The organism is Mesobaculum littorinae (genome assembly GCF_004011175.1).
GTDB lineage: Bacteria > Pseudomonadota > Alphaproteobacteria > Rhodobacterales > Rhodobacteraceae > Tranquillimonas > Tranquillimonas littorinae.
Map to the genome: position 1 here is coordinate 812,613 of NZ_RQXX01000001.1, position 25,085 is coordinate 837,697.

At 69.4% G+C, this 25,085-nt stretch carries 20 protein-coding genes; 10 read left to right on the plus strand and 10 right to left on the minus strand.

From position 1 onward, the window contains the following. The first annotated feature begins 158 nt into the window (after positions 1–158). The 5 genes from EKE94_RS03740 (at position 159) to EKE94_RS03760 (ending at position 6,170) form a co-directional block, all read left to right on the plus strand. Positions 159–1,304, plus strand: a complete 1,146-nt coding sequence (locus EKE94_RS03740) for a protein-glutamate methylesterase/protein-glutamine glutaminase (protein WP_127905237.1) — start codon at positions 159–161, stop codon at positions 1,302–1,304. Beyond that, on the plus strand, positions 1,301–2,890 hold the full coding sequence (locus EKE94_RS03745) for a hypothetical protein (RefSeq protein ID WP_127905238.1): 1,590 nt from the start codon (positions 1,301–1,303) through the stop codon (positions 2,888–2,890). Before EKE94_RS03740 ends, EKE94_RS03745 begins: the two co-directional genes overlap by 4 nt. A 295-nt stretch (positions 2,891–3,185) precedes the next feature. Further along, positions 3,186–4,190 (plus strand): hypothetical protein, encoded by a 1,005-nt coding sequence (locus tag EKE94_RS03750; protein ID WP_127905239.1) that lies wholly within the window; start codon positions 3,186–3,188, stop codon positions 4,188–4,190. 62 nt (positions 4,191–4,252) lie between these two features. Next, positions 4,253–4,777, plus strand: coding sequence for a DUF421 domain-containing protein (locus tag EKE94_RS03755; protein WP_127905240.1), 525 nt, complete (start codon positions 4,253–4,255; stop codon positions 4,775–4,777). 91 nt (positions 4,778–4,868) lie between these two features. After that, the gene (locus EKE94_RS03760) at positions 4,869–6,170 is read left to right on the plus strand and encodes an O-acetylhomoserine aminocarboxypropyltransferase/cysteine synthase family protein (RefSeq protein WP_127905241.1); all 1,302 of its coding nucleotides are present in this window, start codon (positions 4,869–4,871) and stop codon (positions 6,168–6,170) included. 53 nt (positions 6,171–6,223) lie between these two features. Here the strand turns inward: EKE94_RS03760 and EKE94_RS03765 are convergent, their stop codons facing one another. Continuing rightward, the gene (locus tag EKE94_RS03765) at positions 6,224–7,003 is read right to left on the minus strand and encodes an SIMPL domain-containing protein (RefSeq protein ID WP_127905242.1); all 780 of its coding nucleotides are present in this window, start codon (positions 7,001–7,003) and stop codon (positions 6,224–6,226) included. Between the two features lie 184 nt (positions 7,004–7,187). On the opposite strand from EKE94_RS03765, the gene EKE94_RS03770 reads away from it, so the two are divergent. Together EKE94_RS03770 and EKE94_RS03775 are read left to right on the plus strand one after the other, a co-directional pair. Next, positions 7,188–10,913 carry a hypothetical protein gene (locus EKE94_RS03770; protein ID WP_127905243.1) on the plus strand — a complete coding sequence of 1,242 codons (3,726 nt, stop codon included), beginning with the start codon at positions 7,188–7,190 and terminating at the stop codon, positions 10,911–10,913. 202 nt (positions 10,914–11,115) lie between these two features. Next, positions 11,116–13,071 carry a cation:proton antiporter domain-containing protein gene (locus tag EKE94_RS03775; protein ID WP_127905244.1) on the plus strand — a complete coding sequence of 652 codons (1,956 nt, stop codon included), beginning with the start codon at positions 11,116–11,118 and terminating at the stop codon, positions 13,069–13,071. Between the two features lie 54 nt (positions 13,072–13,125). Here the strand turns inward: EKE94_RS03775 and cobT are convergent, their stop codons facing one another. Further along, a complete protein-coding gene (gene cobT / locus EKE94_RS03780; RefSeq protein WP_127905245.1) occupies positions 13,126–14,136 on the minus strand; it encodes a nicotinate-nucleotide--dimethylbenzimidazole phosphoribosyltransferase in 1,011 nt (336 codons plus the stop codon). A gap of 74 nt (positions 14,137–14,210) precedes the next feature. Between cobT and cobS the strand changes: the two genes are divergently transcribed. Next, the gene (gene cobS / locus EKE94_RS03785; RefSeq protein ID WP_127905246.1) at positions 14,211–14,957 is read left to right on the plus strand and encodes an adenosylcobinamide-GDP ribazoletransferase; all 747 of its coding nucleotides are present in this window, start codon (positions 14,211–14,213) and stop codon (positions 14,955–14,957) included. Between the two features lie 133 nt (positions 14,958–15,090). Here cobS and EKE94_RS03790 read toward each other — a convergent pair whose 3' ends face one another. The 5 genes from EKE94_RS03790 to EKE94_RS18595 form a co-directional block, all read right to left on the minus strand. Further along, positions 15,091–15,606, minus strand: coding sequence for a CarD family transcriptional regulator (locus tag EKE94_RS03790; protein ID WP_127905247.1), 516 nt, complete (start codon positions 15,604–15,606; stop codon positions 15,091–15,093). A 278-nt stretch (positions 15,607–15,884) separates the two neighbouring features. Continuing rightward, a complete protein-coding gene (gene fdxA, locus EKE94_RS03795) occupies positions 15,885–16,223 on the minus strand; it encodes a ferredoxin FdxA (RefSeq protein WP_127905248.1) in 339 nt (112 codons plus the stop codon). A gap of 51 nt (positions 16,224–16,274) precedes the next feature. Next, positions 16,275–16,643, minus strand: coding sequence for an RNA-binding S4 domain-containing protein (locus EKE94_RS03800; protein ID WP_127905465.1), 369 nt, complete (start codon positions 16,641–16,643; stop codon positions 16,275–16,277). A 100-nt stretch (positions 16,644–16,743) separates the two neighbouring features. Further along, complete coding sequence (locus EKE94_RS03805; protein WP_127905249.1) at positions 16,744–19,815, minus strand: helicase-related protein; 3,072 nt, start codon at positions 19,813–19,815, stop codon at positions 16,744–16,746. A 118-nt stretch (positions 19,816–19,933) separates the two neighbouring features. Further along, a complete protein-coding gene (locus EKE94_RS18595) occupies positions 19,934–20,470 on the minus strand; it encodes a tetratricopeptide repeat protein (protein ID WP_235855882.1) in 537 nt (178 codons plus the stop codon). 304 nt (positions 20,471–20,774) lie between these two features. Here EKE94_RS18595 and EKE94_RS03815 point away from each other — a divergent pair, with 304 nt between their 5' ends. Further along, the gene (locus tag EKE94_RS03815; protein WP_127905250.1) at positions 20,775–21,062 is read left to right on the plus strand and encodes an SCP2 sterol-binding domain-containing protein; all 288 of its coding nucleotides are present in this window, start codon (positions 20,775–20,777) and stop codon (positions 21,060–21,062) included. A 10-nt stretch (positions 21,063–21,072) separates the two neighbouring features. After that, positions 21,073–22,092, plus strand: coding sequence for an alpha/beta fold hydrolase (locus EKE94_RS03820; protein WP_235855883.1), 1,020 nt, complete (start codon positions 21,073–21,075; stop codon positions 22,090–22,092). A gap of 59 nt (positions 22,093–22,151) precedes the next feature. Here EKE94_RS03820 and EKE94_RS03825 read toward each other — a convergent pair whose 3' ends face one another. The 3 genes from EKE94_RS03825 to EKE94_RS03835 all read right to left on the minus strand — a co-directional run bounded on the left by EKE94_RS03825 (position 22,152) and on the right by EKE94_RS03835 (position 24,967). Further along, positions 22,152–22,988: a fumarylacetoacetate hydrolase family protein gene (locus EKE94_RS03825; RefSeq protein ID WP_127905251.1), complete on the minus strand. Its 837-nt coding sequence runs from the start codon at positions 22,986–22,988 to the stop codon at positions 22,152–22,154. 115 nt (positions 22,989–23,103) lie between these two features. Then, positions 23,104–23,826, minus strand: coding sequence for a peptidase (locus EKE94_RS03830; protein WP_127905252.1), 723 nt, complete (start codon positions 23,824–23,826; stop codon positions 23,104–23,106). Positions 23,827–23,998: 172 nt separating this feature from the next. Further along, positions 23,999–24,967 carry a zinc-binding metallopeptidase family protein gene (locus EKE94_RS03835; protein WP_127905253.1) on the minus strand — a complete coding sequence of 323 codons (969 nt, stop codon included), beginning with the start codon at positions 24,965–24,967 and terminating at the stop codon, positions 23,999–24,001. Between the last annotated feature and the right edge of the window lie 118 nt (positions 24,968–25,085).

The window sequence follows — 25,085 nt, forward strand, 5'->3', positions numbered from 1 at the left end:
GCCCTTGTCGGCGATCCCTTCCCCCCTGTCCCTTCCGCGAAGCTCCAGCGAGGGGACGGACCCGGGACGCGCCGGGACCGGTCGCGCAGCGGGTTCGCGGACGCTCTCGCGCCGTCCGGCGGACCTGCACCTTGTTTCGCTGCCAGGGGGCTGGGCCGATGACAGCCGAAACCCCGATCCAGGTGCTGATCGTCGATGACAGCCTGACCGCCAGGGCGACCTTCAAGGCGCTGATCGCCTCGGACCCCGGGTTGCACGTGCAGGCAACGGCAACCGATCCCTTCGACGCGGCCGAGGTGATGCGCCGGCAGGTGCCGGACGTCATGCTTCTGGACCTCGAACTGCCGCGGATGGACGGGCTGACCTTCCTGTCGCAGATCATGCGCCAGCGTCCGATGCCGGTGGTGATCTGCTCCAGCCATACGCAGCACGGGTCCGACGCCGCGCTGCGCGCGCTTGAAATCGGCGCGGCCGAGGTCATCGGCAAGCCCAGCATCGCCACCGACGCCGAGCGTAGCGAAGCGCAGATCCGCATCTGCGACGCGATCCGGGCCGCCGCGCAGGCCCGCCACGGCACGGCAAGGCGGTCGCGGTCCGCGGGTCAGCCTGCAGCGCCCGCCCGGGCACCGGCAGCCCCCGTCCCGTCCTCTACCGGAAATGGTCCGAAACTCAGCGCGGACGCGATCCTGCCGCGGGCGGCGGCACGGGCGTCAGGCGGGGCGCTCACCCCTGTCGTGGCCATCGGCGCCTCGACCGGCGGGACCGAGGCGTTGCTGTCGGTCCTGCGCCAGCTGCCCGAGACGGCGCCGCCCGTCGTCGTCGTCCAGCACATGCCCGAGAAGTTCACCGCAGCCTTTGCCTCGCGGCTCGATGCCCATTGCCGAATAGCGGTGTCCGAGGCGCGAGATGGCGACCAGCTCGTCCCGGGGCGCGCCCTGATCGCGCCGGGCAGTCATCACCTGCTCGTCGAACGCAACGGCCGCGACTACCGGGTCAAGACGCTCGACGGGCCTTATGTCTCGCGTCACCGCCCGTCGGTCGATGTGCTGTTCCGGTCTGTCGCGCAAAGCGTGGGCGCCCATGCCATGGGGATCCTGATGACCGGTATGGGCGATGATGGCGCCCGCGGGCTTCTGGAGATGCGCCAGGCCGGGGCCGAGACGCTGTGCCAGGACGAAGCCAGCTGCGTCGTCTTCGGCATGCCCCGCGAGGGGTTGAAGATCGGCGCCTCGGACCGGGCCGTGGCGCTTGACCGGTTGCCCGCCGAAATCCTCGAATGGCACAAAGAACGGAGTCCGCGATGACCCTTGCCCGCCCCGCCTCACGTGGTTGCCGGATCGCTCCTCTGCGCCAGTCCCTGAGCACCCTGCGTCAGGAGCTGTCGCCCCTGCTGGACGAGGCGCGCGCCGCCGTCGACCGCGCCACGCAGGGGATCGAGGGCGAGACCGCCGCGCTCGCCGACCTTACCGAACGGGTGTCGCCCAAGGCGCTGCAGGAGATCGCGCACCTTGCCACGCTGCTGCAGCGCGAGGCCAAGGCCATGCGCCATGATTTCGAACGCCATCGAACCGCGGCGGATCGTCTGGACGGGCTGGTCGGCGGCGCCCGCCTGAAACTGCAGGAGCTGCGCAGGCTGGCCCGCGCCGCGTCGCTGGTCGCGATGAACGCGCAGGTCGTATCGGGGTCGATCACCGTCTCCGACGGGACGCTCGACAGTTTTGCCAAGGACATGCGCGACCTGTTCAGCCAGATGGCGGCGACGCTCGACGGGGTCGAGGTGCGGATGACGGCGGGCCTCGTGCGGCTGGGCGCGCTGCGCCAGACCGCGCGGGCGGCCGGGGCCTTTGCCCTCTCCGAGGTCGTGCCCTGCATCGACCAGGTCGTGACGCAGGCCCAGACGCTGTCGGTGGACCGGACCCTGCCCTCGGCGGCAACGCGGCTGCAAGCGGGGCTCGGGCCCCTGCAACCGCGGTTCGACAAGCTGCGCGCCGATCTTCAGGGCGGCGAGGCGTGGGACCTGCGGCTCGATCCCGTCGACGCGGCCCTGGCCCGCGCGGCCGCCGCCTCGGGGCCCGACCGGGGTCTGCAAACTGCCGATGCGGCGCAGCGCCTGGCGGCGACGGCCGCTGCGGGACTGCAGGTGACAGACCCGGCGGCAAAGGCCCTGAGCGGCCTTGGAAGTCGGGTTAGCCAGATGGCCGAAACCCGCACCTCGGAAGGGGTAGCGGCGGACAGGCTGGCCACGGTGCAGCACCTGACCGACGGGGCGCGCATGCTGGTGGACCGGCTTGCCCGGCTGAAGGAGCTCCAGCGGCCAGATCCCGACAGCGCGGCCGGAGACACCGACCCGTCCAGCCTGATGACCGGCGTGGTCAGCGGCATCGCCGAACTGGCGGTGTTCGACAGCAAGATGACGATCCTGGGGCTGAACGCGATCCTCGTATCGTCGCGCATCGGCGAAGAGGGCCGCGCGATGAGCGAGGTCAGCCAGCAGCTGCGCAACCTGACGCGGGATATCACCGACGCGCTGCAGGATCTGACGGCCAGCGTCAACGAGATCGCCGATTGCTCCAACGATCTTCCCGCCGCGGCGGACAACGACGAGGCCGGGCCGCCCCCAGACCCCGCACGCGAGGCGGCCGACGAGATTTCGCGCCTGGCCGACGACCTCGGCACCTCGATTGCGTCCACGCCGCTCGGCAAGGGCGACAGCACGCTGGGACGGGACATCGCCGCCGGGCGCGAAGCTCTGACCGGCGCGAGCGAGCGGTTCGGCCGACTGGCCGCCATGGCCGAGCGGTTGGAGGCGATGGCCGCCGGCGACCCCGTCGCCGCCATGGACCGCCCTGCCACTGGGAGCGTCCCACCCGCCCGCCGGGCGGCGGGCTAGACGCCGCGGCCTGCGCCGTCAGCGCCCTTGCACAACTTGTCCGTCCGCCCACGGTCCCTGCGGCCGGACAAGGCGTCCTGAAACGCGCGACCTGCGCCGGCCTAAGCAACTGCCCTTCGAAGGCGCTGCCGCCCAGGCGTCACCGCATCGCGCCCCATGACGGGGCGCGCCCCCATCGTCGACCCAAGGGATCGGGCACCGCCCCCTTTTCCCCGGCCCTGCCCAAGGTGTAGGGGGGGTGGGCGTGCCCCTGTTGCACGTCTGATGGCAATCTATCGACGGCGGACCGACAGGAATGCAGACGGACACGCAAAGCGGGGCGGACTTCAACATCGTGGTCGTCGGCCAGTCTGGTCGTCTGGGCTATGAAGCTGCGCTTTTCGCGGCCTCCCTGCGGCGCAGCGATCCCGGTTTTCGTGGACGCCTGTTCGTCGCCGAACCGCAGCCCGGCCCCCTCTGGCCCGAAGACCCGCGCATCTCGGACCCCGCCCTGCGCCATCTTCTGACCGAGACGCTGGGCGCCGAGATCCTGCCCTTCCCGTCCCGGGCGTTCGGCGCCGCCTACCCCTACGGCAACAAGATCGAGGCGCTGACTGCCCTGCCCGACGCGCCCTTCGTCTTCTTCGACAGTGACACGCTGATCACCGGGCCGCTAAGCCAGGTCCCCTTCGATTTCGACCGCCCCTCGGCCTCTCTCAGGCGCACGGGCACCTGGCCCGAGATCGAGCTCTACGGCCCCGGCTACACCCAGATCTGGTGCGCGCTCTACGACCGGTTCGGGCTGGATTTCGACAGCTCGCTGGACCTGTCGCAGCCCGACGAATACTGGCGCCGCTACCTCTATTTCAACGCAGGCTGGTTCTTTCACCGCAGCCCGCAGACCTTCGGGCAGAGATTTCTGGACTATGCCACGGCGATCCGCGACGCCCCGCCGGCCGAACTCGTCTGCCAGTCGATGGACCCGTGGCTGGACCAGATCGCCCTGCCGCTCGTCATCCACAGCTTCGGTGGCGGGCGGCAGACAATCCCCGACGGCCTGCTCGACGGCGAGGTCAGCTGCCACTACCGGCTGTTGCCCTTGCTGTACGCGCGTGAACCCGAGGCCGTTGTGACGCTGGTCGAAGAGCTCCTGCAGGACAACAAGATCAAGAAGGTGCTGAAGGCGCATGAGCCGATGCAGCGCATGATCCTGCAGGGACGCGGCCGCAAGGTGCGGGCGCTCTTCGATCAGGACGACCTGCCAAGGCGCGAAGAGCAGATTCGCCGCCGCATCAAGCGCGCGAAGCTCTGGATGCGGTGACGCCGGATCTTATCCGACCCGGGGCACGCAACTAACGGGCGCCGGGGAACGTTCGCCCCCCAATGATAGAAGACATGCTGTTTCAGAACTGGACCGGCGTGCTGCGGACCGTGCTCGTGGGTACGCTGGCCTATGCGCTTTTGGTCCTCTCGCTGCGGATCTCGGGCAAGCGGACGCTGGCCAAGCTGAACGCCTTCGACCTCGTGGTTACGGTCGCGCTGGGCTCGACGCTGGCCACGATCCTGCTGTCGGAAAGCGTGGCGCTGGCCGAGGGCGTCGCAGCCTTTGCCACGCTCATCGGGCTGCAATGGATCGTGGCCCGGCTATCGGTGGCAAGCTCCGGGTTCGCGCGGCTTGTCCGGTCCGAGCCGACGCTTCTGATGCGCGAGGGCGAGGTCTGCGCCGCGGCCCTTGCCCGCGAACGGGTGACGCGGGAGGAGTTGATGACGGTCATCCGCAACGCCACGCCTTCGGACCCCAAGGATGTGGCGGCCGTGATCCTGGAAAGCGACGGATCCTTCAGCGTGATCGGACGTCAGGGCGACACGCCCGGCGCCAGCTTTGCCGATGCGGGGCTGCGCCCCTAACCCGTCGCGGTCCACCACGGGCGATTGTCCGTCCGCCCGCCTTGGCCTAGAGCTGGGCCCATCGTTACCTCATAGCTTCGGGAGGACCCACATGAGCGCATCCGATACCGACCGTCCGCTGGCCTTCGACACGCTTCAGATCCACGGCGGCGCCAAGCCCGACCCCGCGACCGGCGCCCGCCAGGTGCCGATCTACCAGTCGACCGCCTTCGTCTTTCGCGACGCCGCCCATGCTGCGAGCCTGTTCAACCTCAAGGAAGTCGGGTTCATCTATTCGCGCCTGACCAACCCTACCGTCGCCGCGTTGCAGGACCGCATCGCCGCGCTTGAAGGCGGCGCGGGCGCGGTCTGCTGTTCGTCGGGGCATGCGGCCCAGATCATGGCGCTGTTCCCGCTGATGGCGCCGGGCTGCAACGTTGTCGTTTCGACCCGGCTTTACGGCGGTACCGTCACGCAGATGAGCCAGACGATCCGCCGCTTTGGCTGGTCGGCCAAGTTCGTCGATTTCGATGACGAGGCCGCCGTGCGCGCCGCCATCGACGACGACACCCGCGCGGTGTTCTGCGAAAGCATCGCCAACCCCGGCGGCTACATCACCGACATCCCCGCCATCGCCGCCATCGCGCGCGAGGCCGGGCTGCCGCTGATCGTCGACAACACCTCGGCCACGCCCTACCTCTGCCGCCCCATCGAACTGGGCGCGACGCTGGTGGTGCATTCGACCACCAAGTACCTGACCGGGAACGGCACGGTCACGGGCGGTGTGGTGGTCGACGCGGGCACCTTCGACTGGTCGGCCTCCGACAAGTTCCCCTCGCTCTCGGCGCCCGAGCCCGCGTATCACGGCCTAAAATTCCACGAAACGTTCGGCCCCGCGGCCTTTACCTTCCATGGCATCGCCGTCGGGCTGCGCGATCTGGGCATGACGATGAACCCGCAGGGGGCGCATTACACCCTCATGGGGATCGAGACGCTGAGCCTGCGGATGGAGCGCCATGTCGCCAACGCGATCAAGGTCGCGACCTGGCTGGAGCAGGACGAGCGCGTCAGCTTCGTCAGCTACGCCGGGCTCGAGTCGTCGCCCTACAAGGACCGCGTGCCGACGGTCTGCCCCAAGGGCGCGGGCGCGCTCTTCACCTTCGGGCTCAAGGCCGGGTACGAGGCCTGCGTCCGCCTGATCGACGCCGTGGACATTTTCAGCCACGTCGCGAACCTTGGCGATACGCGGTCGCTGATCATCCACTCGGCCTCGACCACGCACAGCCAGCTTACCGAGGATCAGCAGCGCGCGGCCGGTGCCGGCCCCGAGGTGGTGCGCGTGTCGATCGGGATCGAGGATGCCGACGACCTGATCGCCGACCTCGGACAGGCGCTGGCCAAGGCGGTCGGCTGATCGACAGCCCCCGCCCCGGATCTTGCGTCCGGGGCGGGGTTGGACCCGCGGGGTCAGTCGGCGGCGGCCGGGGCTGCCGGGCCGGTGTCGCCCCCTTCGGAGACGCGCCATGTCACCAGCACGTTCGCGCTGATCTCAAGCTCGCCCTCGGCGATGCCGCCCGCAGAGTCGCTCACCGCGCGCATCTCCATCATCTGCGGAGGATAGGGCCGGTTGCCGCCGCTTTCGTCCATCCGCTCAAGCTGGCCCAGCGTAACCCCCGCGGCCTGCGCCAGGATCTCGGCCTTGCGCCGCGCATCCTCGACGGCGTCGGCCAGGGCCTCGTCCTCGGCCGGCTCGGGCTCGGACAGGCCGAAGCTCAGCCCCTGGAACAGGTTCGAGCCCGCACCGACGACATCGTCCATCAGCGGCCCGAGGTCGGCAAGATCGCGCACCCGCACCGTCATCCGGTTGGTGGCGACATAGCCGACGATCGGGGGCTCGCCCTGCTGGCGGCTGGCCTCGCTGTCGTCGCGGCGGGGGTAAAGCTCGACCGAGCTGGTCTGCACGTCGCGATCCTCGACCCCGGCGGCAACGAGGGTGTCCAGCACCTCGGCCGCGCGGCGCTGGGTGTCGGCCATGGCGTCCGCGGCCTCGGGGGCCTCGGCGGTCACGCCCAGCGTGATCGTCGCCATGTCGGGGGCCAGCCGCGTGGTGCCGGTGCCCTGCACCGTGATTCGGCCCGCCTCGGCCGCGGCCATGGGCCGGGGGGCGGGTGGCGTGTCGGCCTGCCCATAGGCGGCGGTGCCCGACAGAAGGGCCACCGTGAGGGCGGAAATGATCCGGGTGTTCATGAAGCTTCCCTTTTGACTGCGCGCCCCCGGCCGGACCGATCCCGGCCCGAGGGGCGTCGCGACATTGGGACCCCGCGCCGGTAACGGGAAGGTCTTTTGTTTAATTCGGCGGAAAGCTGCTATACCAATGGTTCGACGCGCAAGAGGACTCAACCTCTTCGGACAGGACGATTAGACCGTTGATATGAAGCCCAACTTCGCCCTCGACCTTTCGCATACCGGCATCCGGCTGCTGCACCTGACGAAAGAGGGCGAGCCGGTCCTCGGACAGGTCGCGCTCGACGATCCCGACTTCGACCGCCACATCGCCGATCTTCGCGATCAGGCGCAGGCGCAGATCAAGGGGCAGATGCGGTGTCTGCTGCTGATCCCCGAATCCGAGGTTCTCTATACCTCGGTCGATGCGCCCGGCCCCGACCGCGACTCGCGCGCGGCTGCCGTGCGCCAGGGGTTGGAGGGGATGACACCCTACGACCTTGACGATCTCGTCTATGACTGGCGCCCGTCCGACGGTCAGGCCCTGGTGGCCGCCGTGGCCCGTGACACCCTGTCCGAGGCCGAGCAGTTTGCCGTCAGCTACGGGTTCAACCCGGTCCGCTTTTCCACGCGGCCCAAGCCCGGCACGTTCCGGGGCAACCCGAATTTCGGCCAAACCTGGACCGCGCTCGCCCGGCAGGAGGGCACGCCTGCCCCCTTCGCGGCCCCTGCCGCACGGCCCGAGCCCGCCGCGGGCGAGGTGACCGAGCCCGCAGTGACCGAACAGGAAATTCCGGCCGATGCCCCGGCCCCGCAGGAGGGTCAGCCGTCCGAGGCTTCGCCGACCGACAAGCCGGCGTCGTCCCCCGTGGCCGCCGGTGCGCCTCCAGGCCCCGGGGTGGACGAGCCCCCGGCCGACGGTGCCGAGACCCCCGCGCCGGTGCCGGGCAAGGGCCCGGGTGCGGGCGGGACCGCCCCGCTGGACCCGCCTAGCCCCGACGAGGAAGAGGCGGACCCCGCCGCCCCGGGCGGCGACGGCGACACCGCGCCGGTTCCCGGCGGCACGGGCCGCGACAGCGAGAACGCGCCGGACGACGGGGGCGTGGATGACCAGCCGCTGTCCGATGAGGGTGAGCCTGACGCTCATGCAACGAACGACGTCCCCCCGGTTGCCGATCTTCCCGACGACGCGGACGACGATCCCGCGCTGCGTCCGTGGCACATGTCCGGCCCTGAAGAGGCCACCGCGCCCACGGCCGAGGCCATTGCCACGCGGCAGGACCGGACGGCCGACGACGCCCCCGGGGCGATCGATGACAGCGGAATGGAGGGCAAAGACCCGACGCCTGTTCCCCCCCTCGTCCAGCAGCATCTCGACCGCCTCGCGCGGGAAAGCGGTGATGCCCCGACCGATGGGTCCGACAATGGCGAGGCTGCGACCGCGGGCCCCGAGGCGGACACCGAAGAGGTCCCCGCGCCGCGGCGCCGATCTGCTCCGGTGATCCATCGCCGCCCGGCCGCCCCGCTGGAGGCCGGGCCGGCCGAAGAGGTTCTCTCGCTCGAAGATCCCGAGCCTGAGGATGACGAAGGCCTGCAGGATCCCCACGACATCGGCGGCCCCGCGTCGACTGCGTCTCCGGACCTTTCACCGGCGGATCCGGATCAGCTGTCCGATGCCGAGGCCGGGCCGGAGGTCGAAACGGATCGCGCCTTGTCCTTCACCTCGCGCCGCAAGCCGCTTGCGGACCCGGCGCAGGCGGCAGATCCGACGCTGGACCAGGAACCCGAAGACGACCCCGAGGCACGCCCCGACGCGGCTGCGGTTCCTTCCCTGAATGGGCCCGGGGCCATCGCTGCCCGCTCGGCGTCGATCCCCGAGGGCGGACCTCCGATCGACACCGCGCCGCCCTCTGCCGTGCCCGGCGCAGACCAGCCCACGGGGGCCACGCCCGACGCCGCGACCCGCCCCGGCGCGCCGGCGGCGTCTGCCGGACACTTGTCCCCCGGCCCCGCGTTGCGGCGCGGGGCCCCGGGCCCCGCAGTGGCGGGCGCGGCTGCCCTGGGCGCCGGCGCGGCGACCTCGACCACCCCGGGTGGGGCGGGGGACCTGCCCGACAGCGGCCCGGCCGAGGCCAGCCTCGCCCCGGTGACCACGCCGCGCGCCAAGGGGGCGAAGGGCCCCCGCGCCGGCGCGATCACCGCGACCCGCGCCAAGAACGAAACCCAGGCGATGACGGTCTTCGGCGAGCGCGCGCGCGTGGCCGACGACGCCCGCGGGCGCAGCCCACTGGTGATCGCGATCGCCATCGCGCTGATCGCCGCCATCGGGATCTGGGCGGCCTATCTCGTTCTGGGTCCCGGCCGTGGCGAAGACGTGGCCCAGCCGGACGAAGCCGAGGTCGGCCTTGCGCTGCCCCGCGACAGTGCGCAGGGCACCCCGTCCTCGGCCACCGGGCCCGACGGCACCATCGCCGGCACTGGGCCCGACGCGATGGTCCCGGCCGACGAAACCTCGGTCGGGATCGACTCGCCCACCGTGCCGCTGGGAGAGACCACCGCAGAGGCGCCCGAACCCATTTTGCCCGAGGCCTCCGAAGCTGGTCGGATCGCCGCGGCAACGCCCCAGCTGGGTGCGCCCCTCGGCGGCGCCGCCGACGCGCTGACGGACGGGACCGCCGCGACCTCTGGCGACGTCACGCCCGACAAGGCCGCGGCACGCTATGCGGCGACAGGCATCTGGCCGTTGTCGCCCGAGGCGCCTCAGGATCCGCAGGGCGACAGGCTGGAATCCCTCTACCTCGCCAGCACCGACCCCACGGTGGCCTTTGCGCCCGAGGCGGCGGTGCCCGCGCTGCCCGACAGCGACGTGCCGACTGCGCCGACCTCGCCGCCGCCCCCCGCACCGGCGGGGGTGGAAATCGAGCTCGGCCCCGATGGCCGGGTCGTCGCGACGCCCGAGGGCGCGATTTCGCCCGACGGCATCCGCGTGACCGCGGGCGCGCCGCCGGTCAGCCCCCCGGACATGCCCGCGCGTCCCATTGGCGGACCGCCGATCCCCGAAACCTTGCGCCCCGACGCGAGCACCCCCACGGTCCGACCACGCCAGCGCCCCGAAACGCTGACCGAAGCGGCGGCGCCGGCGGCCGAGCAAGATACCGAGACTGAGACAGCTGCCGCTCCCGATCCCGCCCCGCGCCCTGAAGATGTCGCCGAGGCAGAGGGCGCTGCAGAGGCCACAGATGCGGATGCGGACACGGCCGCCGGAGCCTCGACCGACGAGACCGAGACGGCCGAGGGCCCCGAGGATACGGCCCCGGTGGTGGACCTTCCGGCCTCGGCCCTCGTAGACCGGACGCCCCAGCCCCGGCCAAACGATCTGGCGGCCGAGGCCGTCGCCGCCGCCGTCGCAGCCTCGGGCGCCTCACTGGCTGCGCAGGCGCTGGATGGTGCCGCCGATCCCGCAGCAAGCACGGCGGACCCCGCCGCCACGACCGGGGAACAGGTCGCGTCGCTGGAAGAGCCTGCAGAGATCAGCCCCTTCGCACTCGACCGCTCGCCGGTTCCGGCCGCCCGCCCCGCGCGCGTCGAACAGCGCGCGGCTGCGGTAGCCGCCGCCCCCGCAGCCTCCCCGGCACAGGCCCCGGTGGCCGCGCCTGCCGCGGCCTCGGTCGTGCAGCCGCGCAATCCGACATCGGCCTCGGTGGCCAGCAGCGCCACCACCGACGGCGCGATCAACCTGCGGCGGCTGAACCTGGTCGGCGTTTTCGGCGGCGGCGCCAACCGGCGGGCGCTGCTGCGCCTGCCTTCGGGCCGCTTCGTCAAGGTCAAGGTCGGCGACAGCATCGACGGCGGGCGCATTGCCTCGATCGGCGAATCCGATCTGCGCTACGTCAAGTCGGGGCGCAACTTCACCCTGTCGATGCCCAACGGCTAAGCCGGCGTCGCCGATCCCCGGCCCGAACCGCGGCCCGCACCGTTCGTGCCCCACCGGACGCCGGACGCAGGCGCGGACGCTGCGACGTAAATCCTGACACTTTGCCGAGCTGCTCTGGGATGATGCGGCAACGCTGCTATGTTGACTGCATCGCCCGTCCCGCGCAGGGCCGCGCAGTCCCGGTCCAGCCGACGGAGCTCTGATGGAAAGTTTCCTGTTCCAAGCCACCCTCTACCTCGCGGCCGGGGTCGTCGCGGTGCCGTTGTCGGTGCGGCTGGGGCTGGGCTCGGTTCTGGGGTACCTGATCGCCGGGATCGCCATCGGCCCGGTCTTCGGGCTCGTGGGCTCGGAAACCGCGGACCTGCAGCACTTTGCCGAGTTCGGCGTGGTGATGATGCTGTTCCTGATCGGGCTCGAACTTGAGCCCCGGGCGATCTGGGACATGAGGATGCGTCTTCTGGGGCTGGGTGGCCTGCAGGTCGTAGGCACGATGGCCGTGATCACTGGCGGTGCGATGGCCTTCGGACAGCCACCGACCATGGCCATCGCCATCGGCATGATCCTCGCCCTTTCCTCGACCGCGATCGTGCTGCAGACGCTGACCGAGAAGGGCCTGATGCAGACCAATGGCGGGCGGTCGTGCTTTTCTGTGCTGCTGACGCAGGACATCGCGGTGATCCCGATGCTGGCGCTGCTGCCGCTTCTGGCGATACCCGGTGCGCTGGGGCATGCGACAGTCGACACCCATACCACCGTTCCCGGCAGCGAAACCGTGTCGGCGAGCCATGCCGAGGCGGCCGTCGCGATGATCGACGCCCTGCCCGCCTGGGGCGTGACCCTGGCGACTCTCGGCGCGGTCGGGCTGGTGATCCTGTTCGGGGCCTTCGCCACGCGGCCGATCTTTCGCTACCTGCACGTCGCCAAGCTGCCCGAGCTTTACACCGCCTTCGCGCTTCTGATCGTGATCGGGATCGCCTTTTTGATGTCGGTCGTGGGCCTTTCGCCCGCGCTCGGCACCTTCCTGGCGGGCGTCGTCCTGGCCAACACCGAGTTCCGGCACGAGCTGGAATCGGCGATCGAACCCTTCAAGGGGCTGCTTCTGGGCCTCTTCTTCATCACCGTGGGCGCGGGCATCCGGTTCCAGGTTCTCTTCGACGCGCCGACGACGATCCTGGGGCTGACGTTGCTGACGATGTTCGCCAAGGGGCTCGTCCTTTACATCATCGCGCGGGTGTTCCGCATGGGGATGCGCAACCGCTGGCTCTTTACCCTCGGGCTGGCGCAGGCGGGCGAGTTCGGCTTCGTGCTCGTGTCCTTCTCGCTGCAGCAATCGGTTCTGCCCGCCGACCTGGGCGAGCTTTTGTTGCTGGTCATCGCGCTGTCGATGCTGCTGACCCCGCTCTTCTTCATCGCCTATGACAAGCTTGCCCGCCGCGCGCCGGTGCCCGAAACGCCCGAGCCCGACGAGATCGACGATCAGCAGCCGATCATCATCGCGGGCATCGGCCGCTTCGGACAGGTGGTCAACCGGATGCTGCAGCTGGCCGGGTTCCAGACCACCGTGCTGGACCACGATCTGAACACGATCCAGCTGATGCGGCGCTTCGGGTTCAAGGGGTTCTTCGGCGATCCGACACGGCCCGAGCTTCTGCATGCGGCGGGGCTGGACACCGCGCGGGTGCTGGTCGTTGCGATGGATGACGGTGCAGCGGCGGTGCGGCTGGTCGAATACGCGCGGCGGCGGCGCCCCGACCTGCACATCGTCGCGCGCGCCCGCGACCGGGTGCATGTCTACAAGCTCTACCGCGCGGGCGCGAACGACATCGTGCGCGAGCTTTTCGATTCCTCGCTGCGCGCCGGGCGTTACGTGCTGGAGAACATGGGCATGACCGACCGCGAGGCGTCTGACATGGAGCGCACGTTCTACCGTCTGGACCGGGCGGCGCTGCGTGACCTGGCCGAGCTGTGGATCCCCGGTCTGCCCGTATCGCGCAACGACGCCTACATCGAACGCGCGCGGGCGCTGAACAACGAACTGGAATCCGAGCTGATGAAGCGGTTTGACACCGACATCCTGGTGGGCGACCCCGATGACGACGAGGATGAGGCCGACGCGGTCACCCGTGCCGAACTGGCCGAAAACGACCGGCAGGACTAAACGGCCGGGACAGGTCGGCCCTGCCCGACGCCCGCGCGCCGGGGTGGCCGGCGCCTAGCCCCCGGCCACCCCGGCCTCGTCAAAGGTTGCCATGCCAGAGTGACACGCAAGGGCGCCCTTCAGCACGCCGAGCGCCAGCACGCCGCCCGTCCCTTCGCCCAAACGCAGCCCCAGCGACAACAGGGGCGCCTTGTCCAGGCGATCCAGCAACCTCGCATGTGCCGTCTCGGCTGACCCGTGGCCCGCGACGCAATGGTCCAGCGCCCCGGGGGCAGCGACCTCCAGCACCGCGGCGGCGGCGGTGCAGATGAAACCGTCGAGGATCACCGGGATGCGCAGGTGCCGCGCGCGCAGGATCGCCCCTGCCATGGCGGCGATTTCGCGCCCTCCCAGGCACCGCAGAACCTCGATCGGGTCGGACAGGACCGCGCGGTGCGCGGCGATGCCCTCGGCCACCAGCCGGCGCTTGGCCTCGAGCGCATCGCCCGCAACGCCGGTACCCGGGCCCACCCAGTCGCCGCCGTAAAGCGCCCCCGCGATGGCTGCAGCCGAGGCCGTGTTGCCGATGCCCATCTCGCCCGCGATCAGGCAATCGGCATCGGTGTCGACCGCGTCCCACCCCGCCCTGACCGCACGGACCAGCCCAGCCTCGTCCATCGCCGGACCGGCGGTGAAGTCGGCGGTGGGCGTGTCGAGGTCGAGCGCATGGACCGCGATGCGCGCCCCCATCGCCCGGCAAAGCTGGTTGATCGCCGCGCCCCCGGCCTGGAAGTTGGCGACCATCTGGGCCGTCACCTCGGGCGGAAAGGCCGACACGCCGCGGGCGGCGATGCCGTGGTTGCCCGCGAAAACCAGCGCCAGCGGGGTGGTGCAGTCGGGACGCGCATCGCCGCGCCAGCCGGCATACCATATCGCCAGATCCTCAAGCCGTCCCAGTGCGCCGGGCGGCTTGGTCAGCATCCCGTTGCGGGCGCGGGCGGCGGCGATGGCGCTGCCGTCCGGCTGCGGAAGGTCGGTCAGCCGCGCACGTATATCGGCAATGCTCTGGACTTCGGCAGTGGTCATGTCGCCCCCTCGTTGAACCTCTCTGCCATCGTGTTTAACGCTGTGTCAGGCCTTCACCATCCCGGAAACGACGAATGTCCGACCCCCTCCGCCCCCGCACCGCAGATCTGGCCGAGGCGCTGGCGCTGCTGACTCGCTTGCCCGCGCCGCATATCGTCACGCCCCGGGGCGCGCGCGCGGCCTGGGCCTGGCCCGTGGCGGGCGGCGTGGTGGGGCTCTTCGCAGCAATCCCGGCGACGCTGGGAATGTCCGTGGGGCCCGCCTTTGCCGCCGGGATGGCCCTGGCGGTCGGCACGACTATAACCGGTGGACTGCACGAGGATGGATTGGCAGACACTGCGGACGGTCTTTGGGGCGGGCACGACAAGGCGCGGCGCCTGGAGATCATGCGCGACAGCCGCATCGGCAGCTACGGCGTGCTGGCCCTGATCCTGTCGATTGGGTTGCGGTGGGCGGCGTTGGCCACGCTCTGCGTGGCGGGGGGCGCGGGGGCCGCGCTGGTGGCCGCGGCAATGCTGTCGCGGGCCGCCATGGGCGCCCTGGCGGCTGCCCTGCAGCATGCGCGCGCCGACGGCTTGTCGGTCGCAACAGGTCGGCCCGACCGGCCGACGGCCGCGCTGGGGGCCGGCATTGCGGTGGTCATGACGCTGATCCTGTGCGGCTGGGCCGCCATCCTGTTGGTGCTGGTCGTCGCCGCGGTCACCTGGGCCTGCGGGGCAATCGCCAGATCCAAGATCGGCGGCCAGACTGGCGACATCCTCGGCGCGACGCAGCAGATGACCGAGCTTGCTGTCCTGGCGACGCTTGCCGCGATGGTCTGACCTCGCGGGCCCGGACCGGTCGACGTCGAGGGTGGCCCCGACCAGCCCAGCAATGAAAAACCGCCGCCCCGGGCTGCGGGACGGCGGTTGAACAGGTCGGGTCGAAGGCCGCGATCGATCGGGCCGGACCGGATCAGGCGGCGGCAGCGCGCCCCATCAGCACCTCGTCGATCTGCTTCTGGGCCGAGGTCTCGTCCCCCCCGGTCACAGCGGCAATCTCACGCGTCAGCCGCTCAAGCGCGGCTTCGTAAAGCTGGCGTTCCGAGTAGCTTTGTTCCCGCTGGTCGTCGGTGCGGTGCAGGTCGCGCACGACCTCGGCGATCGAGATCAGGTCGCCCGAGTTGATCTTTTGCTCGTATTCCTGAGCCCGGCGCGACCACATGGCCTTTTTCACCTTGGCCTTACCCTTGAGCGTGGTCATCGCCTTGGACACCACGTCGGGCGAGCTGAGCGAGCGCATGCCGACCTCGGTCGCCTTGTGGGTCGGCACCCGAAGCGTCATCTTGTCCTTCTCGAAGGAGATCACGAAAAGTTCCAGCGAGATGCCGGCGATTTCCTGGCTTTCGATCGACATGATCTGTCCGACGCCATGCGCCGGATAGACGACATAGTCGTTAGGACGGAATTCGGATTTCTTGGCTTTGCTCATACAGACAGCTTCCTAGAAAGGCCCCAGACGCTTGGCGACAGGAAAGGCGCCGGGTGTGTCGAATACCCCGTCGCGCTAGGTCCCATCGCTGTCAACGCGGGCTCCGACGATGTCGGTCGGCAGCAGCCCGCACCTGCCACCATCACGGCGGCTTGCGCTGTACATAGCAAATTTTTCCCCTTTCGGAAAGGGGAGTGTAGCGTGATTGTTAACATGGCGTCATACTGCGCCGCCGTCTTCCCCACTGGGGCCCGACAGGGCGGCGCAGCGACGCGGTATCAGCCACCTTCGCCGGGCGCCTCGGAGAAATATTTCTCAAGCTTGCCGGTCTCGCCATCCCGCTCTTTCGCCTCGGGAAGCTCGTCCTTCTTGGTGATGATCACCGGCCAGGCCTCGGAGTACTTGCGGTTGAACTCCACCCAGTTCTCCATGTCCGGCTCGGTGTCCGGGCGGATCGCATCGGCGGGGCATTCGGGTTCGCACACGCCGCAATCGATACATTCGTCGGGGTGGATCACCAGCATGTTCTCGCCCTCGTAGAAGCAATCCACCGGGCAGACTTCGACACAGTCGGTGTATTTGCAGGCGATGCAGTTATCGGTGACGACGTAGGTCATGAGGGGGATCCGTCTTCTCTGGCTGTGTCTGACCTAGACGAGCCCCCGGGATCATTCAAGCGTCCCCGGCCACTTCGCAGGCGACTTGGAAAGCGCGTCCCGCCGATCCTTCTTCGTCGGGCGTCCCTTTCCTTCGTACCGGGGGTTTTGCGGAACGCGCGGTTCGGGGGGCGGGCTCATATCATCATATAGCGCCTGCGCCTCGGGCGCGGGGCCGCGGCGCGTGCCGGGCGCGAGGACGCTCACGACCCGGATCCGGTCGGCCTGCGGAAAGGTCAGAACATCGCCCGGTCCGACGGCGACCGCCGGCTTCGCGATGCGGGTACCGTTGACGCGGACGTGCCCGCCGCCCACGACCTTGGCCGCCAGTCCGCGCGTCTTGAAGAATCGCGCGAACCACAGCCATTTGTCGATGCGGATGGTTTCCCGCGGGCCGTCCGCTTGGGGCGAGGGGGCGTGCCCCTGCGCCTCTGCGCCCTTGTGACGGGCGCGCCCGGTGCGATCCGCGGTCACGCCGCGCTCAGGACTTGTTGTCCTTGAGGCCCATCAGCGCAGCGGCGAACGGGTTGTCCGGGTCGATCTGCTTTTCCTTGCGTGGCGGACGGGCCTGATAGGTCTTGGCCCCCTCGTCGCGCTGGGGCTTGCCGCCCTTGCGCTTGCCACCCTGCCCGCGCGCGTCCTTGCGATCGCCGCCACGACCCTGCGCCTCTTTGGCGGCGCCGTCCTTGCGATCGGACCGCCCGCCTTTGCCGCGCCCCTGGCGAGCGCCGTCGCGGCGACCGCGATTGCCGGACCAAGTGAAGGTGTAGAAAGTCTCGATCTCGGGTTCCGACGCGGTTTCGGCGGCGGAGGCGACATGATCCTCGCCGGGCATCTCTTGCGGCGGCGTGGGCGTACCTTCGCCCGGCTGTCCGGCAGGCGTCTCTTGCGGCGGTTCGGGCGGTGTTTCCGCCGGGCCGCCGGGGTCCGGCACATCGACCGGCCCGGGATCGGGCAGTTCGACGGGCTGGGGATCGGGGATGTCGCTGGCCGTGGTCTGCATGGGCTCTCCTCCCTCTCGCAAAGCGGCCTCGGGCGCGGCGCCCGGGGTGTCTGTCGCGGGCGCTTGGGCCGCGGGGGCGTCGCCGGCAGAGGCGTCAGCGCCCTCGGGCGCGGCCGTAGCGGGGGCCTCTGCCCCCTCCTGTCCGCCGGTACGGGCTGCAACCGGGGCTTTCGCCTTCTGGCGCTCGCCTTTCTCGGCCTTGTAGCCAAGACCCGCCATCAGGTCGGCGAATTGCTCCAGCGTCAGGCCGGTAATCGACAGCATGTCAGGCGTCGCCTCGAACCCTGCCCGGCTGTCCTGACCGCGCAGCATGTCGGCCAGACGTTCAAGCATATCGATGCGGATCGCCCGCGCACCGGCCACGGTATAGCCGGACATCAGGTAGCTGCCCTCGGGCATGCCATCGACGACCGGGATCGTCACGAGGCCCGGCGGCGGGCTTTCGGGGAACTGGTCGAACCCCTTGGCAAGCGACCACAGAACCAGCCTGAGGCGCGTCGGCGCGGGCTTCAGCAGCGCGGGCAGGAAGATAGTGAACTGGCCGAAGCGCACGCCATGCTTGCGCAGGGCGCCGCGGGCCGACTGGTCGAGCTCCTTGACCTCGGCCGCGATCTCGGCCCGGCGCAGCAGGCCCAGACCCTCGATCAGGCGGAAGGCGAAACCACGGGCAAGTCCCGTCAGCGTCTCGTCCCGGCTCATCGCCATCAGCGGCTCGAACTGGGTCGCGACCTTGCGGTCGATGAAATGCTGCAGGCGGCGTTGAACCTTCTGGGCGACCTCGGGCCCCGCTTCGTCATCGACGAACACCTCGACCCCGGGCTTCATCGGCTCGGACCCGGTCACCAGCTTGCCCACCGCAGTGTCGCCCCACATCAGGCCACCCTGCTCGGTAAAGTCGATCTGGGTGTCGGGGGCGTTGTAAAACCGGTCGGCACGCAGGTGGAATTCGGGCCGCAAAGCCTGCAAAGATGCCTGCGCAAGCGTCTTCGCCTCGTCCGGCGATCCGCTCTTGTCCTGCCGAAAACGGAAGCCTTCCAGCTTGCCCACGAATTCGCCTTCGACGGTCACTTCGCCCTTGTCGTTCACCTCGGCCACCAGGCCCTCCTTCTGCTTCAGACGGCGCAACAGCACCGAGGTCCGCCGGTCGACGAACCGCTGCGTCAACGCGCCATGCAGCGCATCGGACAAGCGGTCTTCTACATCGCGGGTCGCGCCGCGCCAATGCGTTTCGTCATCCACCCAGCCCTTGCGCTGCGCGACATAGGTCCACGTGCGGATATATGCCAACCGTTTCGACAACGCATCTATGTCGCCATCGGTTCGATCGATCCGCTTGACCTGCCGCGCCAGCCAGTCGTCGGGCACCCGTCCCCATTCGTGGAGAAAGCCGAAGATCCGCTCCAGCATCCCGGCATGCTCCCCGCCCGAGATGCCGCGAAAGTCGGGAATGCGGCAGACATCCCACAGAAGACCCACGGATTTCGGGCCCACCGCGCGTTCGCGGATCTCGGGGATTTCCGACAGCGTCTTCAGCGCGGCCAGATCGTCGGCTTCCCGAGCCCGGGTCAGCCACTGATCCTCGCACCCCTTTTCAAGCGATGCGATCAGCGCTGCGGTCGAGGACAGGTTCAGCCGGTCGTTGCGCCACTGCAGCTTACGGATCGGGGTGAAGGAATGGGTGGTGATCGCCTCGACCACCTCGTCGGGCATGGGCGGTGCCTCGCCCGTTACGCCGAAGGTGCCCGAGGCCGTGTGCCGCCCTGCCCGGCCCGCGATCTGCGCCAGTTCGTTCGGGGCCAGATCGCGCATCCGCCGCCCGTCGAACTTGCGCGTCGAGGAAAAAGCGATGTGCTTGATGTCGAGGTTCAGCCCCATGCCGATCGCATCCGTCGCGACGAGGAAATCGACATCGCCGTTCTGGTACATCTCGACCTGGGCGTTGCGGGTGCGCGGGGACAGCGCGCCCATCACCACCGCTGCGCCCCCCTTCTGGCGCCGCAGCAGTTCCGCGATGGCGTAGACGTTTTCGACCGAGAAGCCGACGATCGCCGACCGGGGCTGCATCCGGCTGATCTTTTTCGCGCCGGTATAGGTCAGTTCAGAAAATCGCTCGCGCCGCAGGAATTGGGCCCGCGGCACCTGGGCCGCGATGGCCTGCCGCATCGTGTCCGAGCCCAGGAACAGCGTCTCGTAGCGGCCGCGCGAATTGAGCAGACGCTCGGTAAAGACATGCCCGCGCTCGGGGTCGGCACATAGCTGGATCTCGTCCACGGCAAGGAAATCGCAGCCCAGGCCCTGCGGCATCGCCTCGACCGTGCAGACCCAGTAGGCGGTGCGCTCGGGGACGATGCGCTCTTCGCCGGTCACCAGCGCCACCACGCGGGGGCCGCGCAGCGCGACGATGCGGTCGTAGACCTCGCGCGCCAGAAGCCGCAGCGGCAGACCGATGATGCCGGACTTGTAGCCCAGCATCCGCTCGATCGCGTAATGCGTCTTGCCCGTGTTGGTGGGTCCAAGGACGGCCGTGATGCGGCCCTGTTCGGCTGTCATCTTCGTGCGCCTCGCGTTCCGCTGCGACATAACCCGATCGCGGGCCGGCCAACAACCCCGCGCCCCCGGCAGCGTTCCATGGCGCGGTCGGTCCTGCGTGTCGTGCCGATCGGGATGTTCAGATTTCCGAGCCTAGAACCTGAAGTTCAAGCCGCGTGATCGCATCATGGGCGGCGGGCTGTCCGGGGCTGAGCTCCCGCACCTTATACCACGCCTCGAGCGCCTCCTCGGGGCGTTCGAGGTCCTCGAAGATGATGGCCAGGCCCGTGATCGCTCCGAAATGGCGGGGGTTGAGGCTGAGCGCGACGCGAAGATCCTCAAGCGATTCGCCATAGCGGCCATCCACGTAGAAGGCGGTCGCGCGGGCATTATAGGCCTCGGCAAAACCGGGCGCGTGGTCGATCAGGGCCGAGAAATGGTCGATCGCCGCCACGGTGTCGAGGTTGTCCATCGCCTCGCGCCCACGGTCGAGCAGGAGGTCCATCGCCGCGGACCCGCTTTTCGACCATTCGGTCCAGATCTGCCCCTCGATCGCGTCGACCTCGGCAGGTTCGGCGGTGCGCAGATCCTCGAACAGGCCGTCCAGCACATCCGGGTCGGCCCCCGGGGCCGGGTCGGGCGATGGCGTTGCGGTGGCCCCGGCCTCAGGCCCCACCTCCGGCGCGGCCTCAGTCCGCGGCTCGCCCGCCTTGGACCCATCCGCCGCGGTGGAGCCCGCGGCGGGCGCATCCTCCGTCGCCCCGTCGGTCGGTGCAATCTGAGAAAGGGCTCGGTCCGGCAGGACGGCAGGCGTCAGACAGCTCGCGGCCAGAAATGCCGCAGCGAAATATTTGAGTAAGTCTGGCCGTGCACCCATAACGACCCCACTCTACCAAAGACGTGCGCCGCAGGTAAGGCGTCGTGCGTTCACATCGAAGATATCCCCGGGCGCGGCCCGGACACCCCGAGGAGGAGACCTGATGAGCGACGTGATCCCGGCCGCCGTGGCGGCCCTGAACGAAAAGACCGGCGGCAGCTTCGACGGCTCGGCCAAGTTCGTGATCCTCGACGAGGGCAGCATCGTGCTGGACGGCGGGGGCGCGCGCGAAGGCGACGACGAGACCGACGTCACCATGACCGCTGACGCCGACACGTTTCAGCAGATGATGTCGGGCGCGCTGAACCCGACCTCGGCCTTCATGTCCGGCCAGCTGAAGATCGACGGCGACATGGGCACCGCGATGAAACTGGGCTCGGCGCTGAGCTGAGTTGCCGCGCATGCCCAGGCCCCACGCCAATCCGCCCGCAGCGGCGGCCTCAGCCCTGCCCGCGGCACCCTATCATGCAGATGTGGCGCAGGGGCCGGACTGCGGCGCCGCGGTCTGGCTTGAAACGCGCGACGGGGTTCGGCTGCGCATGGGGCACTGGCGGACAGGTACGGCCGGGACGGTTCTGATCTTTCCCGGCCGCACCGAGTATATCGAGAAATACGGCGACGCCGCCGCGGAATTCGCCAAACTGGGATATTCCAGCATCGCTATGGACTGGCGCGGCCAGGGACTGGCCGACCGGCTGGGGCACGAGGCCCTGTCGGGACACGTTCTGGATTTCGGCGACTACCAGACCGATGTCGCCGCGATGATGACGGCACTGCGGTATTTGGACATGCCGAAACCCTATCACCTCGTCGCCCATTCGATGGGCGGCGCCATCGGGTTGCGCGCGCTGACCGAGTGTCTGCCCGTCGCCTCGGCCGTCTTTACCGCGCCGATGTGGGGCATCGGCGTTGCCGCCGCGCTGCGCCCGCTGGCCTGGACGCTGTCGTGGGGAATGCGCAGCCTTGGGCTGGGTGATCGCTATACGCCCGGAACCTCGGGCAATTCCTACGTGAACGTCTCGCCCTTCGAAAAGAATTTGCTGACCCGCGACCGCGCGATGTTCGACTACATGGCGACCCAGACTGCGACGCATCCCGAGCTGGCGCTCGGCGGCCCGTCGCTGCACTGGGTCTCCGAGGCGTTGAAGGAATGCCGCTGGCTGGACCGGCAGCCCTCGCCCTCAGTGCCGGCGCTGACCTTCCTGGGCGGCGACGAGGGCATCGTCGATCCCGCCGCGATCCACGACCGGATGCAGCGCTGGCCCGGCGGCCGGCTGACGCTGGTCGAAGGGGGGCGGCACGAGGTGATGATGGAGACGCCCGAGGCCCGCGCGGCCTTTTTCGCCGCGGCCGGGGCGCATTTCCGGGCGGCAGCACAGGACGGGCCCGAGGATCGGGGCGCAGGCGCGCCCGACACCTGACCGGCGCCCAGACGGCGCGCCATCAGGGCACCGTCTGGCAGGGCAGTCGGACGGTCGGCTCAGGCGGCCGGCTCGTCCTCGACCACCTGGCGCTGGCGTCCCAGACCTTCGACCTCAAGTTCGACCACGTCGCCGGGGACGAGGTAGACCGGCGGGCGCTGCCCCATGCCCACCCCCTTGGGGGTGCCGGTCGCGAGGATGTCGCCGGGCTCAAGCGTCATGAACTGGCTGGCATAGCTGACCAGCCGTGCCACGGGAAAGATCATCCGCGCGCTGCTGCCGTCCTGCCGCAGCACGCCGTTGACCCACAGCCTGAGCGCCAGGTCCTGCGGGTCGCCCGCGTCGCGCGGCGGCACCAGCCAAGGGCCCACGGGGGCAAAGCTGTCTGCCGATTTGCCCTTGGTCCACTGGCCAGCCCGCTCCAGCTGGTAAGACCGGTCGGACAGGTCGTTGATCGCCACGTAACCCGCCACGTGGTCCAGCGCCTGCGCCTCGTCGACATACCTCGTGCGGCGCGAGATGACGGCGCCCAGCTCGACCTCCCAATCCAGCATCTCGGATCCAAGCGGCCGGATGATCGGATCCGTGGGCCCGCAAAGCGCGGTCGTCGCCTTGAGAAACAGGATGGGTTCGCGCGGGGGCTGCATTCCGTTCTCGCGCGCATGGTCCGAGTAGTTCATGCCGACGCAGACGATCTTGCCCACCCCCGCCACGGGAACGCCCAGCCGGGGGCTGTCGGCGACCACGGGAGCGGCCCTGACGTCGAGCCGGGTCAGGCGCGCCAGCACCTCGCCCGAGAGGTCAGCCACCTGGGCCGACAGATCGCGCAGCTGCCCGTCATCATCGATCACCCCGGGCTTTTCTTCGCCCCGGGGGCCGAACCGAACAAACCGCATGCGCCTCTCCCTGCCTGTCGGGCCGTCTGATACGCTACCGCCGGGCGGGGTCAAGCGATTGCGATGGGATCGATGCCGGGGACGGACCGGACGGACCCGAGGGCCGCAACCGGCATCAGATGCGGATCTGCCGGAAGGCGTCGCGCAACGCCTCGGACCAGTCGCTCGACATCTGGCGGTAGACGGGATCCTCGGCTTCGATCCGCCGCGACACGGCGATGTCCAGCGCGTCCCGCTCGATCACCATCATGTCGAGCGGCATGCCGACGCTGAGGTTCGACCTGAGAGTCGAATCCATCGACAAAAGCGCGGCCTTCTGCGCCTCGGCCAGGGTCGTCTCGGGGCGGATCACCCGGTCGAGGATCGGCTTGCCGTACTTGTGCTCGCCGATCTGCAGGAACGGGGTGTCGCGCGTCGCCTCGATGAAGTTGCCCTCGGGGTAGACGAGGAACAGCCGCATCGCGCCGCCGCGCCGCTGCCCCGCGACGATCAGCGTGGCCGAGGCCATCTGGCTCATCCCGTTCATCTTGTTGGCGATGTCGCCCGCCGTCCGCGACAGGGTCGATCCCACGATCTCGGCCACCTCGAGCATGGTTTCGGCCTCCATGATCGAGGGCGTGTCGCTTTCGGGATCGTCGATGGCGTCGGAAAGCCGCGCCAGGGTCGTCTGTGTCGTCGACAGGCTGCCCGCCGTCAGGATCGCGATGACGCGGTCGCCGGGACGGTTGAAGGTGAACATCTTGCGATAGCACGAGATGTTGTCGAGCCCGGCGTTGGTGCGGGTGTCCGACAAAAGCACGATGCCCGCATCCAGAAGCAGGCCAACGCAGTAGGTCATGATTCCTGTCCCTGCTGAAACCGCTCCAAGCTAGGCGCGCAAAGGTTCCGCGGCAATGGCCACGTCAGTCCTGCACGAAGATGGTTAACGCTGCGTGTCCCCGGCGCATGTTCCGGTCGCGCCAGAGACGACCGCCCTGCCCGGCTTCCCGCGGCAGGGCATATGCCGGGGGTCAGGGGTTCAGGTGCCGATGGGCGAAGGCCAGCTTTTCGTGCACGGCCGCAGGCAGCACGAAGGGATAGAGATCGTCCAGCCCCATGGAGCGGTTCACGTGGTTGAAGGCCAGACCCAGATCGGCGCCCCGCGCGATCAGCGCCTCGGCATCCTTCATCGCGTAGGCGTCGCCGGGCGGATGCGTGTCGCCCTCGTCATCCAGCCCCACGGCGGCGGCGCTGTCGACGATGTCGGTCAGATGCAGAAGGTGCGCGACCGTCTCGGCCCAGTCCTCGTGCGGGTGGGCCGAGGCATAGGGCGTCACGAACCGCTCGGCCCAGTCGGCAGGCGGACCGCTGTCGTAATGCCGCCCAAGCGCGGCGCCGTAATCCGCCGTCTCATCCCCGAACATGGCGCGAAACTCGTCGAGGAAGCCGGGTGTTTCGGCCAGCCGGACCTGCAGGTAATGGGCCAGCTCGTGCCGGAAATGGCCGATCATCGTGCGGTAGCTTTCGCCAAGCTCCTGTTGGCGGCGCACCTGTTCGACGGGATCGGCCTCGGTCACGTTGATGGTGACGAGTCCCATGTCATGGCCCATCACGACATTTTCGTCGCCGCGCCGCGTGTGTTCGCTCATCAGGTGGAACCTGGGCTTGGGGCCGGCATCGACCTCGTCGAACCAGTGCCAGCGCGCGAGGTTCGCCAGAACCCATCGCTTGGCCAGCTCGGCCTGCGACCAGAGCGCGACGTTGTCCTGCACCAGCGTGTCCGGCACAACCTCGGTCATCGCACAGGACCGGCAGAGCCCGCCGCCGACATATTCGGCCTGCCAGTTGCAGCCGATCTTGTCGCGGTTGTCGCACATGTCGACGCCGGTGACCATTTCCTGCGCGCCAGGGTCGAAAGCGATGTCCGTCCCGCAGGAGCCGCAGCGCAGGTTGTGGAAATAGGCCCGTTCGCCACAGCTCGGGCAGCGGAAGATCTGCATGGTTCCCCCTCGTCCGCCCCGCACACCCGCGGGGCGACGTGTAACGACCCAGCGTCGCTCCGGTTCCCTGCCGGGGTGCGACCCAGGGCACCGCCCCTCCGCCGGACGCAAAAAGGGG

What these genes read in the sequence shown, in the direction of transcription:
- EKE94_RS03740 (WP_127905237.1), top strand. Translation starts at nt 159, where the DNA reads ATGACAGCCGAAACCCCGATCCAGGTGCTGATCGTCGATGACAGCCTG.
- EKE94_RS03745 (WP_127905238.1), top strand. Translation starts at nt 1,301, where the DNA reads ATGACCCTTGCCCGCCCCGCCTCACGTGGTTGCCGGATCGCTCCTCTG.
- EKE94_RS03750 (WP_127905239.1), top strand. Translation starts at nt 3,186, where the DNA reads ATGCAGACGGACACGCAAAGCGGGGCGGACTTCAACATCGTGGTCGTC.
- EKE94_RS03755 (WP_127905240.1), top strand. Translation starts at nt 4,253, where the DNA reads ATGATAGAAGACATGCTGTTTCAGAACTGGACCGGCGTGCTGCGGACC.
- EKE94_RS03760 (WP_127905241.1), top strand. Translation starts at nt 4,869, where the DNA reads ATGAGCGCATCCGATACCGACCGTCCGCTGGCCTTCGACACGCTTCAG.
- EKE94_RS03765 (WP_127905242.1), bottom strand. Translation starts at nt 7,003, where the DNA reads ATGAACACCCGGATCATTTCCGCCCTCACGGTGGCCCTTCTGTCGGGC.
- EKE94_RS03770 (WP_127905243.1), top strand. Translation starts at nt 7,188, where the DNA reads ATGAAGCCCAACTTCGCCCTCGACCTTTCGCATACCGGCATCCGGCTG.
- EKE94_RS03775 (WP_127905244.1), top strand. Translation starts at nt 11,116, where the DNA reads ATGGAAAGTTTCCTGTTCCAAGCCACCCTCTACCTCGCGGCCGGGGTC.
- cobT (WP_127905245.1), bottom strand. Translation starts at nt 14,136, where the DNA reads ATGACCACTGCCGAAGTCCAGAGCATTGCCGATATACGTGCGCGGCTG.
- cobS (WP_127905246.1), top strand. Translation starts at nt 14,211, where the DNA reads ATGTCCGACCCCCTCCGCCCCCGCACCGCAGATCTGGCCGAGGCGCTG.
- EKE94_RS03790 (WP_127905247.1), bottom strand. Translation starts at nt 15,606, where the DNA reads ATGAGCAAAGCCAAGAAATCCGAATTCCGTCCTAACGACTATGTCGTC.
- fdxA (WP_127905248.1), bottom strand. Translation starts at nt 16,223, where the DNA reads ATGACCTACGTCGTCACCGATAACTGCATCGCCTGCAAATACACCGAC.
- EKE94_RS03805 (WP_127905249.1), bottom strand. Translation starts at nt 19,815, where the DNA reads ATGACAGCCGAACAGGGCCGCATCACGGCCGTCCTTGGACCCACCAAC.
- EKE94_RS03815 (WP_127905250.1), top strand. Translation starts at nt 20,775, where the DNA reads ATGAGCGACGTGATCCCGGCCGCCGTGGCGGCCCTGAACGAAAAGACC.
- EKE94_RS03820 (WP_235855883.1), top strand. Translation starts at nt 21,073, where the DNA reads ATGCCCAGGCCCCACGCCAATCCGCCCGCAGCGGCGGCCTCAGCCCTG.
- EKE94_RS03825 (WP_127905251.1), bottom strand. Translation starts at nt 22,988, where the DNA reads ATGCGGTTTGTTCGGTTCGGCCCCCGGGGCGAAGAAAAGCCCGGGGTG.
- EKE94_RS03830 (WP_127905252.1), bottom strand. Translation starts at nt 23,826, where the DNA reads ATGACCTACTGCGTTGGCCTGCTTCTGGATGCGGGCATCGTGCTTTTG.
- EKE94_RS03835 (WP_127905253.1), bottom strand. Translation starts at nt 24,967, where the DNA reads ATGCAGATCTTCCGCTGCCCGAGCTGTGGCGAACGGGCCTATTTCCAC.